This window comes from Natrarchaeobaculum sulfurireducens (genome assembly GCF_003430825.1).
Lineage (GTDB): Archaea > Halobacteriota > Halobacteria > Halobacteriales > Natrialbaceae > Natrarchaeobaculum > Natrarchaeobaculum sulfurireducens.
On sequence record NZ_CP024047.1, the window covers coordinates 1179855 to 1191912 of the forward strand.

The 12058-nt window shown below is 63.2% G+C and carries 10 protein-coding genes; 3 read left to right on the forward strand and 7 right to left on the reverse strand.

Annotation, left to right across the window (positions count from 1 at the left end):
- Window positions 1–39: 39 nt before the first annotated feature.
- Entirely contained in the window at window positions 40–858 is an 819-nt protein-coding gene (locus AArc1_RS06990) for a protein sorting system archaetidylserine decarboxylase (protein WP_117363696.1), read from the forward strand.
- A 42-nt stretch (window positions 859–900) separates the two neighbouring features.
- Here the strand turns inward: AArc1_RS06990 and AArc1_RS06995 are convergent, their stop codons facing one another.
- The 4 genes from AArc1_RS06995 to AArc1_RS07010 form a co-directional block, all read right to left on the reverse strand.
- Complete coding sequence (locus AArc1_RS06995) at window positions 901–3108, reverse strand: AAA family ATPase (protein ID WP_117363697.1); 2208 nt, start codon at window positions 3106–3108, stop codon at window positions 901–903.
- Window positions 3109–3195: 87 nt separating this feature from the next.
- Entirely contained in the window at window positions 3196–4923 is a 1728-nt protein-coding gene (locus tag AArc1_RS07000; protein ID WP_117363698.1) for a protoglobin domain-containing protein, read from the reverse strand.
- A gap of 190 nt (window positions 4924–5113) precedes the next feature.
- Window positions 5114–5359, reverse strand: coding sequence for a DUF7508 domain-containing protein (locus tag AArc1_RS07005; RefSeq protein WP_117363699.1), 246 nt, complete (start codon window positions 5357–5359; stop codon window positions 5114–5116).
- A gap of 4 nt (window positions 5360–5363) precedes the next feature.
- On the reverse strand, window positions 5364–5849 hold the full coding sequence (locus AArc1_RS07010; protein ID WP_117363700.1) for a DUF5796 family protein: 486 nt from the start codon (window positions 5847–5849) through the stop codon (window positions 5364–5366).
- 157 nt (window positions 5850–6006) lie between these two features.
- On the opposite strand from AArc1_RS07010, the gene AArc1_RS07015 reads away from it, so the two are divergent.
- On the forward strand, window positions 6007–6888 hold the full coding sequence (locus AArc1_RS07015; RefSeq protein ID WP_117363701.1) for a shikimate kinase: 882 nt from the start codon (window positions 6007–6009) through the stop codon (window positions 6886–6888).
- Window positions 6885–7202: a chorismate mutase gene (locus AArc1_RS07020; protein WP_117363702.1), complete on the forward strand. Its 318-nt coding sequence runs from the start codon at window positions 6885–6887 to the stop codon at window positions 7200–7202. Before AArc1_RS07015 ends, AArc1_RS07020 begins: the two co-directional genes overlap by 4 nt.
- 455 nt (window positions 7203–7657) lie before the next feature.
- Here the strand turns inward: AArc1_RS07020 and AArc1_RS07025 are convergent, their stop codons facing one another.
- From AArc1_RS07025 to AArc1_RS07035, 3 genes are all read right to left on the reverse strand, one after another.
- The gene (locus tag AArc1_RS07025; protein ID WP_117363703.1) at window positions 7658–9376 is read right to left on the reverse strand and encodes a glutamate--tRNA ligase; all 1719 of its coding nucleotides are present in this window, start codon (window positions 9374–9376) and stop codon (window positions 7658–7660) included.
- A gap of 122 nt (window positions 9377–9498) precedes the next feature.
- Window positions 9499–10587 carry a geranylfarnesyl diphosphate synthase gene (idsA3, locus tag AArc1_RS07030; protein ID WP_117363704.1) on the reverse strand — a complete coding sequence of 363 codons (1089 nt, stop codon included), beginning with the start codon at window positions 10585–10587 and terminating at the stop codon, window positions 9499–9501.
- 1 nt (window position 10588) lies between these two features.
- Window positions 10589–11938: a ribonuclease J gene (locus AArc1_RS07035; RefSeq protein WP_117363705.1), complete on the reverse strand. Its 1350-nt coding sequence runs from the start codon at window positions 11936–11938 to the stop codon at window positions 10589–10591.
- Between the last annotated feature and the right edge of the window lie 120 nt (window positions 11939–12058).

The following is a 12058-nucleotide window of genomic DNA, read 5'->3' on the forward strand; positions in this document are numbered from 1 at the left end:
TTCGTAACGGCCAAGCGGGTCCACGTCTTCTCTCACGCTATGAACTTCGCGCCGGGAGCCTGGAAGTACGCTATCGTTCCGCTGCTCGCAGCGCCGTTTGCAGTCATCTACAGCGTCGCTGCGGGCCTCCTCTCGCTCGCACTCGGCGTCGGTGCGCTCGCGTTCTTTCGCGATCCAGAGCGGACGCCGCCGCCGACAGGCGTCGTCTCACCGGCTGACGGCACCGTTTCGGTGTTGCGTGAGGAAGGCGATCAGGTCCGACTCGGCGTGTTCATGAACGTCTGGCACGTCCACGTCGTCCGCGCGCCGTTCGATGCGACCGTCGTCGACGTCGAACACGTCTCGGGAGCCCACCGTCCCGCCTTCTCCAAGGAATCGGAGAAAAACGAGCGCGTCCACGTCAGCCTCGAGACTGACTCGTTGACATCCCAGTCGGCCGAGACGGCGCTCGAGGCGGACGGCGACACGGACGACGAGTTAGACGGCTCGAACGAGGACAGATTCGACGGTCCAAACGATGACGGGGCGATCGAACCTGCCGAAGTGACGTTCATCGCGGGCGCGTTCGCCCGTCGGATCTTCCCCTACGTCGAGCCCGGCGACGAACTCGAGCGCGGTGACCGCATCGGTCACATCGCCTTCGGTAGCCGGGTCGATCTCTGCTTTCCGCCCTCGATCGATCGTGACGAGGTCGCCGTCGAGCCTGGCGAGTCGACGACCGCCGGGGAGACGGTCGTCCTCGAGACACCAGCGGACGTCGGGCCGTTCGACACGCCGATCGGCGGGTTCGACTTCGACACACAGTCGGACGGGTCGGGGGCGGACGAGACCGACGACCCGGCCTCGAGCCCGTCCTGATCCAGCACCTGTCGAAACCCGTCGGTCGACGTCGTATCCGTTTCAGCCGTCGACGGAGTCACGAGCGGCCTCGAGATGCCGACGTTCGATAACCACTTCGTCGGCTTTCTCGTTGGCCTCCTCGGGACCGTACTCGGTTGCGATCTCGCGGATCGCTTTCATCGAGGCGTCTCTGACGAGGGCGGCCAGGTCGGCCCCTGTGTAGCCTTCGAGGGCGGCCGAGACGTCGGCGACGTCCACGTCGTCGGATAGCGGCTTGCCACGGGTGTGGACCTCGAGGATCTTCTCGCGGGCCTCGGGATCGGGTTCGGGGACGAGGACGTGTGTGTCGAGTCGCCCCGGACGGAGCAGTGCGGGATCGATGTACTCCTTGCGGTTGGTTGCGGCCAGCACGACGAGGTTCGGGTTCTCGCTCATGCCGTCGAGTTCGGTCAAGAGTTGTGAGACGACCCGTTCGGTGACCTCGTGACTATCGCCGCGAGCGGCCGTGATAGCGTCGATTTCGTCGAAGAAGACGATCGACGGCGCGGACTGTCGAGCGCGTTCGAACACCTCGCGGATCGCCCGTTCGCTTTCGCCGACGTAGCGGTCGACGATCTCCGGGCCGTCGACCCGGACGAAGTTGACGTCCGTCTCGCCCGCCAGGGCACGCGCGAGCAGCGTCTTCCCGGTTCCGGGCGGTCCGTACAGCAAGACGCCCGAGGGCGGGTCGGTATTCGTCTGCTCGAAGAGTCGGTCGTAGGTCAACGGCCACTCGACTGACTCGCGTAGAACCTGTTTTGCGTCCTCGAGGCCGCCGACGTCGCCGAAGTCGGTCGTCGGCGACTCGGCGACGTACTCGCGCATCGCGGAGGGTTCGACCGAGGCGAGCGCCTCGTCGAAGTGGTGTTTTTTGACGGTCGGATCGCGGTTCCACGTCTCCCGGTCGTCGGCGTCGGTGGGTCGATCACGGATGGCGGCCATCGCGGCCTCGCTCGCGACGGCGTCGAGGTCGGCACCGACGAACCCGTGGGTGCGGCGGGCGATGGCGTCGATGCTCACGTCGTCCGCAAGCGGCATTCCGCGGGTGTGGACCTCGAGGATCTCTTTGCGCCCTTCCACGTCCGGGACGCCGATCTGGATTTCGCGGTCGAATCGCCCGCCGCGACGGAGTGCGGGATCGATCGTGTCGACGCGGTTTGTCGCGCCGATGACGATCACCTCGCCGCGGGCGTCGAGCCCGTCCATCAGTGTCAACAGCTGGCCGACGATCCGATTTTCGGCATCACCATCGTCGTCGCGCTGGCCGGCGATCGAGTCGATCTCGTCGAAGAAGACGATTGTCGGGGCGTTCGCTTCGGCCCGGTCGAAGACCTCCCGGAGTCGCTCTTCGGACTCACCTTTGTACTTCGAGACGATCTCCGGACCCGAAATCGTCTCGAAGTTGGCGTCGACTTCGTTGGCAACCGCTCGGGCGATCAGGGTTTTGCCTGTCCCTGGCGGCCCGTACAGCAACACGCCGGAGGGCGGCTCGACGCCGAGTCGCTGGAACAGTTCGGGCTCCGAGAGAGGGAGTTCGATCATCTCCCGGACGAGTTCGAGTTCGTCGTCTAGCCCGCCGATGTCCTCGTAGGTGACCCCCGAACTGGCCTCCAGGGTGGTGTCGAGCGCCGGTGAGTCCGTCCGGTGATCGGTACCCGACCCGGTCTCGTTCGCATCGTCACTCTGGACCGACCCCGACTGACTTTCTCTCGAGTCCGTCTCGACGACGCGAATCGTCGTCGAACTGGTGATCCGGACGTCACCGCGTGGGTCGGTGTCGATGACGCGGAAGGGATCGCCAGCGACGCCCTCGATTCGGATCTGCTCGCCGACGCGAACCGGTCGGTTGCGAAGCTTCTTCGTCGCCGTTCGAGTGCCGAGTCGTCCCTCGCCGTCGGAAAGCGACGCGGGTGCGGCGAGCGTCACTCGCGTGGCGTCCCGAATCGTCGAGGTGTCTTTCGACCTGACGGTGACCGCATCCCCGACGTGAACCCCCGCGTTCGCCCGGGTGTCGGCGTCGATCTGGACGGCGTTGTCCGGTATCGAAGGATCTGCCGGCCACAGCTTCGCGACGGTCTGTTCTTCGCCCTCGATGACGACTGTATCGCCACTTAAGACGCTGAGTCGACGGCGGGCCGCTTCTGGAACCCGCGCGACACCGCGACCGGCGTCGCGCTTTTCTGCAGCCCGTACCGACAGCGTGACGCCGTCTGCGTCCGACTCGCTCATATTCGTTCCTTTCGCGGCCGTCGCCTTGAGAATTGTCCCACCAGTCGATCGGTGAGGAAGCTGCCCATGCTGCCTGTGGAAGCCTGACTACGACGGTGGTTCGGCTCGGGGCAATCGTACCGTCACGATCGAGCCACGCGGCGCGTTCGCGTCAAATTCGAGTGCGCCGCCGACTTTCGTCACGACCCAGTTGACCATCCACAATCCCAGGCCGCTCGAGTGTTCGATCTGTGAGCGGTCGCGCTCGCCGGTGAGCACTTCGTACTCCGAGGGTGGAATGCCGGGGCCGTTGTCCGCAACGCGGATCGTAACGTGATCACCGCCCAGACTCTCGACGAGGGAGACTTCGACGCTCGGGTCGGCCGCATCGTTGTGCTCGGCCCCGTTTTCGACGACGTTCGCGATGGCGTTGTGCAACGAGTCGCCCCCGCGTAGCCACAGCCGTTCCGGTGCCGAAAGCGAGAACGCACAGTCCGGATATCGCTCACCGACATCGGCAACGACGTCCTCGAGCAGCGCTGTTGCGTCGATCGGGCGGCGGTCGGCCTGTCCGGCGACGACCCGCTCGATGCTTCGGATGCGGTTGCTCATCGAAAGGAGATCGTCCGCAGCCTCGTCGATCAGATCGGCCATCTCCCGGCGTCTATCGGTGTCCACTCCGTCCGCGTCGCCGAGGCTGGTTGCACAGCCTTTCACGAGGTTCATCTGTGTCCGGATGTCGTGTCTGAGAACCCGCGAGAGGACTTGCAAGCGCTCCTGACGTTGTTTCTGGTCCGTGACGTCGATGTAGAAGGCGTACTCGAGGTTCTCGATGCCAGATCGGTCGACCGGCGCGGAGACGCGGACGAACTCCCGACGACCGAACATCGTCTCGAGGGTGACCTCCGCTTCGATCAGTTTGCGGTTCGAGTCCTCGTTCAATTCGGCTAGCAACGAACGGCCCTCGATCGGCGTCGGTTCCTCACCCGGTGGTCGAAGTGCCTCCTCGAACGATTCGTCGCCAGCGAGGTCGGCCGCGGTGTAACCGAACAGTTCCTCGAAGGCCTCGTTAACCGCTTCGACGCGCTCGCCGTCGCTGGTAAACCGAACGATGACGACGGGGCTCGGGACGTTCTCGAACAGCGCGGCGAACCGATCGCGCTCGGTCTCGATGGCGTCGAGACGCGACTGCATGTAGGTGTCGACGGCCACCTGGATGTCGAGGTTGAGGAGTTTAAAGAGCGAGTGAAGGTCGTCGATGCCATCCTCGACGTCCTCGTAAATCCGGCGTGAAAGGCGCTGTGAGTCGATCTCGCCCGACTCTGTCGTTGAGTGTGCACGCTCGAGTTCGGCGTCGACCGTCGCCGTGAGCTGTTCGTGCATCCGGTCGGTGACGAGCGAGAACAACAATCCGTAGTAGACGTTGTACTGCCCGAGATAGTGTTTGATCGGCATATCAACCAGATCGTGGAGTTTGCCGATTCGAGCCCGGTTCCGGAAATACGATTCGTCGTACGTTCCGCCAGCGAGCGTCGTCAGATACGCTTTTTGGGTCCGTTTGAGTTCGTCGGTCGATTTCGGCGACCGATCGAAGACGTCAGCAGTCTCTTGATGACGTGTGAGATGGTCGTAGAAGCTGTCTGCAAACTCGTCTGCGTGCGCCTGGAAGATCTCGTCGAACGCCTCGAGACGCTCGCAGTCGGAGTCGTCGAAGCCGATAAATGACTTTCGCCAGTCGATCTCGTCTTCGTCGAGTCCGATTCCCTCGACCAGCCTGTCGACGTCCACGTACTCGTTGAGTCCTCCTCGACCGAAGTGTCGTCCGTACTCCGTCATCGTTCCAGTCTGTCGCCATCGCTGCTCGCCTTCGGTTCCCCAACCCAGACTGTCATACGTGGACGAACGAACAGGGGTCGGTTAAGTTTGGCGACCGTTGGTACGACGCCACCAGTCTGGTCGGCTCTATCGACCTGCTATCGTCGCGCTCCGGAATTACCCCTTCGTCCAGACTGCCCGACGACAGGAGCTACTCAAGTCGGCCCCGGTGTTCGGCCGCCAGTTCTCGAGCCTGCTCGAGAGTATGCGTCTCCGTCCAGCGAACGCGGTCGGCGTCACCGTAGGCGAGCGCGGTTTTGAGTTCGTCGCGCAGGACGCCGTGCTCGATCGACAGAACGGTCCCAGACCCGTCACCGAGTTCGTAGACGCCCGGTCGGTCGGGCGCTCGTGCGACGGTCTCGCGCTCGAGATCCTGCCAGGGTTTCTGCAGTGCCACGGGTTCAGCCCTCCGAAGCGGTCGTCGAATCATCACCCACGTCTCGTCGGGCCGACCCATCGTAGTCTGGACCGACCAGTTCGTAGGCGTGTTCGCTCATCTCGTCTTCCGCGAAGACGAACACACGGCCGTCGACGACCTCGAGGTCCGCTTCTACGCGGACCGAGTAAGCCTCGCTCGTCACCGTCACGCCCGGAAACAGTTCCTCCTCGTCGTCGGCCTCGAGCAACATCCGGCCGACGCCAGTCTTCTCGAGGATGCCGTCGTGGGTATCACGGTCGTTGACGTATGTCATGACGCCTTCGACGCCGTCGGAGTCGGTGACGAGGACGTGAACGTGTTTGCCCGGCGGCGTCCGAAGCGACTCCTCGACGGGTTTCGGCGGGCCGTGATAGAACGTCTCCCGTCCGTCCAGATACTGGACGACGACGCCCCCTTCGACGAAGTCGACGCCGAGCGTACTCGGTGCGACGTTACTGCGGATGCTCATACGTGATCGTTCGTCGGGATGCGGGAAAAGCGGTGTGTTCCGCCGTCCAGTTGCCATCCTCCTCTGCCTGAAGGCGGGAAGGATCCCACGGCACCGCACCGATAAGCGGGTACACGAGACCGTCAGCCGTAAATAGGTTCTCTGAGAGAGTGCTCGTATGGACGGCCGCGCCGTTGCCCCGGCAGCAGGGACGGTTCTCAACGCACTCGCGACCGGCGTTGGCTCCGCCTTCGCGATCGACCTCGAGACGACAGCCACCGTCGAACTCACCGACGACGGCGAGGTCACTGGCGAAGTCACAGGCCAGCCCGACGCCGACACGACCCTCGTCGAGCGCTGTGTGGAGTTCACGATCGACGAGTACGCCGAGCTAGCGGGGCTCGAGCCGGCGACAGTCGGTGCCCAGATACAAACCGAGAGCGAGGTCCCGATGGCCTCCGGATTGAAAAGCTCGAGTGCGGCGGCGAACGCGACGGTGCTCGCGACACTCGACGCGCTCGAAGTGGTCGATTCGGTCGATCGAATCGACGCCTGTCGACTCGGCGTCCGGGCGGCCCGCGACGCCGGTGTCACGGTGACGGGCGCGTTCGACGACGCCAGCGCGAGCATGCTCGGCGGGATCACCGTCACCGACAATGCGACCGACGAACTCCTCGCTCGTGACGAACGCGACTGGTATGCGCTCGTCTACACGCCGCCGGAACAGTCGTTCAGCGCCGACGCCGACGTCTCGGCGTGTGAACGGATTGCCCCGATGGCCGACCTCGTCGAAGAACTCGCTCTCGAGGGCCGGTACGGCGAGGCGATGACCGTCAACGGCTTCGCCTTCGCCGGCGCGCTCGGCTTCTCGACAGCGCCCATGCTCGAGGTCATGCCCGACGTCGAGGGCGTCTCGCTGTCGGGGACGGGCCCAAGCTATGTCGCCGTCGGCGAGGAGGAGACACTCGAGGCGGTCCGAAATCGATGGGCTGACCGCGACGGAACGACACGGTTACTGCGAACGCGAACGGACGGGACACGAACGACGAACACGCCATGACTCGAGAGACAGCCACAAGCGACATGGAGAATCGGACGCCTGAAGAGATGAGCCTGGACGAACTGCGTGAGGAGATTCAGTCGATCGATCGCGAGATCGTCGAACTGATCGCCCAGCGAACGTATGTCGCCGATACGATCGCACAGGTCAAAGCCGAAGAGGAGCTGCCGACGACCGACGAACAACAGGAGCAGGCGGTGATGGATCGTGCGGGCGAGAACGCAGAACGGTTCGACGTGGACGCGAACCTCGTGAAAGCGATCTTCCGACTGTTGATCGAGTTGAACAAAGTAGAGCAGCGTGAAAATCGGTAGCAAACAACACTAATTTCGCGGATCTACTACTGTTTCTCCTCGCGAATAGCTTCAGCGCTCGGACGCCGAGACACCTACAGTAACACGCAGTTGACCTCCTCCCACGACTAATGTCGTGGGATTCCCCGAAGGGGAGTTCAAGATTGTGCATTTCCTCGGTGGCGAAGTACGCTTTCGCGTCCCACGTCGGCGGTTGCCTCCCAACTATGACCAAGAGAGGTGGGTTGCAGCGCGTCTAGATTCATCCCACGGCTACCGCCGTGGGGCTTCGCCTTTATCCTGTGTAACGACGGGCGGGAACACACCTCGTTACGGCTACGGAGCGTCGGTTCGCGTCCACCGCCCGACGGGGGACCGTACACGATTTTCTGTGAGTTATGCTCGACTCGAATCGCGTCCGTTACGGTCGATCAGTTCGTGGCGAACGCAGATTCTGTCGCGACGCTGTCTCTCATTCAGGGATGTGCGAAGTACGTGAGGACCTCGTCGCCGTTCTCCCCATCGATTCGGACGAACCCGATACGTTCGAACTGGACCAGCTCGTCGGCCTCGAGGTCGCCGACGCCGGGTTCGGCGTGGCCGGTGACGTCGCCGTCCATCGTCCGCATCCGGACGGGGACGCTCTCCTCGGCGGGCGCCCAGTGGACGACGTCGACGTCGCCTTCCCGGACTACGTCGATGTCCTCGCCGGTGTACTGGAGGACGTCCCGGGTGTACTGGAAACAGCCGAGCCCCTTGAGCCAGACGCGTTCTTCGCGACCCGGGAGGTCCTCGGACTCGAGGAAGACGGCGTCGCCGACGGGAATCTCGCGGACGCCCCGATCCTCGTGGTCGGGATGTAACGCGGGAGTTGCTTCGGCAGGAGGACTACCGCCCAGTGGGAGTTCAGTCCCCTCGCGGACGAAGAAGCGACGGTCGCTCTCATCGTCGATCAGGTCGCGGTTCTTGGCGTAGACGGTGCTCATTGCCAGGTCGACGTCGCTCGTCGACGTCCCCAGTCCGACCATCGCCTCGACGATGGCCTCACCCTGGATTCCCCGTCGACGAAGACTCTGTAGCGTCGGTGCACGCGGATCATCCCAGCCGTCGAGTTCGCCGTCTGCGATCAGCTCGCCGATGGTCGAGGTGCTCATTTTCACGTCGTAGGCGTCGACCTGGACGTGTCCCCAGTGGACGACCTCGGGGTACTCCCAGCCGAAGTAGTCGTAGACGAACTGCTGGCGTTTCGCCGAATCCTGGAGGTCGATTCCGCGGATGATGTGTGTCATACCGATCAGGTGATCGTCGACCCCCGACTGGAAATCGAGCATCGGCCAGCAGCGGTACTCGCTGGCTTCCTCACGCGGGTGTGGCGTGTCGATCATCCGGAAGGAAACCCAGTCGCGCAAGGCGGGGTTCTTGTGCTCGATATCGGTTTTGACTCGCAGCACCATCTCGCCGCTGCTGTACTCGCCGTCGACCATCGCCTCGAACTCTTCGAGAACGGTCTCGGTGTCTTTGTCCCGGTGGGGACACGGTTCGCCGGCGTTTTTCAGCTCGCTAAACTCGTCGCCAGAACAGGAACAGGTGTAGGCCCCACCCAACTCGATCAGCTCACGGGCGTGATCGTAGTAGGTCTCGAGACGGTCACTGGCCCGGTAGACTGCATCGGGCTCGAAGCCGAGATATGTGAGATCCTCGAGGATGTCATCGTAGGCCTCGAGGTCCGGCCGTTTCGTCTCGGGATCGGTGTCGTCGAAGCGCACACAGAACCAGCCGTCGTAACGGTCGCGGTAGGTGCCGATGACCGCCGGCATGCGAGCGTGACCGACGTGCCACGGGCCGTTCGGGTTCGGTGCACACCGCATCCGAATCTCGTCGTAATCGTCTGCATTCGGGAGGTCGGGGAGGTCGTGATCGTTTCCGTCGTCTTCGGCCTCGATCTCGGCGAGTTCCTCGGGGGCGAGCTCCTCGAGCCGCTCACGCTTTGCTTCGTAGGAGAGATCGTTGACCTGCGAGACGACGCCGCCGGCGACACCCGGGATCTCGTCGCCATGGGGGCGGAAAGCAGGATTATCACCCATCAGTGGTCCCATGATGGCACCGACATCGGCGTCGCTTTCGTGTTTGACGGCGTTCAACAGCGCGTGTTTTTCAGCCTCGCGCTCTACGCGGTCGCGAAGTTCGTCGTCCATTGTCGAGCGATAGTCGTGCCCCTACCAAAACGTCCGCGATGTGACCTCGTTCTCCGAGGCCGTTGCTGACGGATGGATCAGGATACCGGTAAAAACGCGTCGCGGTGAGACGAGCCGAGTCGTCAGTAGCTGCGTTCGATCAGGTAGTCGGCGAGTTCGGCCAGCAGTTCGTGCGCCTCGTTTTCGGGAAGTACCTCGAGTCGGTCTTTACCCTGTTCGACGAGGTCGCGGGCCATCTCGTTTGCGTACTCGATCGAGCCCGCCGCCTCGAGTTCGGCGACGGCCTCGTCGATCTCGGCTTCCGTCACGGCCTCGACGTCGTCCGTATCGACCAGCGACTCGACGTCGACACCCTGGTCACGGGCGTGGACCGTGATGAGCGTCTGTTTGTTCTCGACGAGGTCACTCCCGCGTTGCTTGCCGAGTTTCTCGCTTGGAACGGTCAGGTCGAGCACGTCGTCGTGGATCTGGAAGGCACGGCCAATGTCGAGGCCGTAGCCGTACAGTGCGTCGACAGTTTCGTCGTCTGCGCCGAGCAAGATCGCGGGGAGGCAGGCAGCAGCGGCGTACAGCACCGCCGTCTTTTGTTCGACCATCTCGAGGTACTCTTCGGGTGTGACGTCATCACGTTCCTCGAAGGTGACGTCGAGCGCCTGGCCTTCACAGATCTTCGTACAGGTCGTCGCGAGGACCTCGAGCGCCTCGACGGTCCGTGACGATGGGGCGCCCGTCTCGAGCATGATCTCGAACGCTTTCGAGTAGAGGGTATCGCCGGCGAGGATCGCCGTCTCGAGGTCGTAGGCTTTGTGGACGGCCGGCACTCCGCGACGGAGGTCGTCGTCGTCCATGATGTCGTCGTGGATCAGCGTAAACGACTGGATGACTTCGACGCTGACGGCGGCATCCATCACGTCGATCGTCTCGGGGACATGGGCCGTATCGTTCGTGCGTCCGTACCCGCGCTCCTCGAGCGTTGGGAACGCCCGGTACGGTTCACTCAGCGGCTCGACGTCGGCGAGCGCCTCCGCCGTCGTCAACAGGATGGTCGGTCGGAGACGCTTCCCACCCGCGTCGAGTAAGTATCGGGACGCCTCGTAGAGCCGCTCTGGCTTTTGAACCGGCAACTCCTCTGGAATGGCCTCGTTGACCACCTCGCGTCGCTCGCGGACGGCCGCGAGTACTGCCTTCTCTCGTGCCTCTGTACTGGTCATATCAGTCGACGAGCTGGATGAGGTTCCCGTTGCGCGAAACGTGGACGTCCCGCCCCATCCTGTAGCCCTCGCTCTCACAGAGGTTGACGTAGCCCGACAGTCCCTTCAGGTCCTGGTGAGCCGGGATGATATGCTGTGGCTGAAGCGCATCGAGCATCGCGTAGTGGCCTTCCTGGTTGAGGTGGCCGGAGACGTGGATGTCGTCGTAGACACGAGCACCCTGCATCCCGAGCAGTTTCTCGGCCTGATAGCGCTGGCCCTCGTTGGTGGGCTCCGGAATAACGCGGGCGGAGAAGACGACCTTGTCGCCGTCGTCCAGTTCGTACGGCGTCTCGCCACGCGCCATGCGGGTGAGCATCGCACGGGGCTCTCCCTGGTGACCGGTGACGACGGGCAGGTAGTCTTCTTTGCCCTCGTTCATGATCCGCTTGAACGTACGATCGACCGACTTTCGGTGGCCGAACATCCCGAGATCCGAGGGGAAGTCGACGAAGTCGAGCCGTTCTGCGGTCCCCGAATACTTCTCCATCGACCGCCCGAGCAAGACAGGCTGGCGGCCGATGTCCTCGGCGAACTCGACGAGGCTCTTCACGCGAGCGATATGGCTCGAGAACGTCGTCGCGACGATGCCACCGTCGTAATCTTCCATGCTGTAGAGGACGTCCCGGAGGTGTTCGCGCGCGACGCGCTCGCTCGGGGTACGGCCCTTCTTGTTCGCGTTGGTACAGTCTTCGATGTAACAGAGGACACCCTCACCCTCGCGACCGATTTCGCGGAAGCGCTTCATGTCGATCGGGTCTTCGAGGACGGGTGAGTGGTCCATCCGCTTGTCCAGCCCGTAGACGATGGCGCCCTCGGGCGTGTGGAGGACCGGGTTGATCGCGTCGATGATCGAGTGGGTGACGTTGACGAACTCGAGTTCGACGCCGTGGTCGCCGATGGTCATCGACTCGCCGGCCTCCATCTTGATGAGGTCGTTCTCGACGCCGAACTTCTGTTCGCCCTCGATCTGCTGTTTGACGAGTTCGATCGTAAACGGCGTCGCGACGATCGGTGCGTTGTATCGGTGAGCCAGTTTCGAGATGGCACCGATGTGGTCTAAGTGACCGTGAGTGGGGACGATCGCCTGGACGTCGCCCTCGAGGTCGGACATGACGCGGTCGTCGGGGATCGCGCCCATGTCGATCAGGTCGAGGCTGTGCATTCGCTCGGTTTCGACGTTGTCGTGGATCAGGACCTGCGAGAGGTTCAGACCCATATCGAAGATGACCACGTCGCTACCGGCGCGGACAGCAGTCATTTGCCGCCCGACTTCTTCGTAGCCGCCAATTGTTGCGATTTCGATTTCCATGATTCGTTGTACTGAAAGCCGTGGTGTAGACTCTCATCGAAACGGTCCGCGGACTCCCGGTCGTTCGGCCCCGGCGTCTTACAGCACGTCGGCCATCCCGCTATGCGTTCCCGGAGGAGA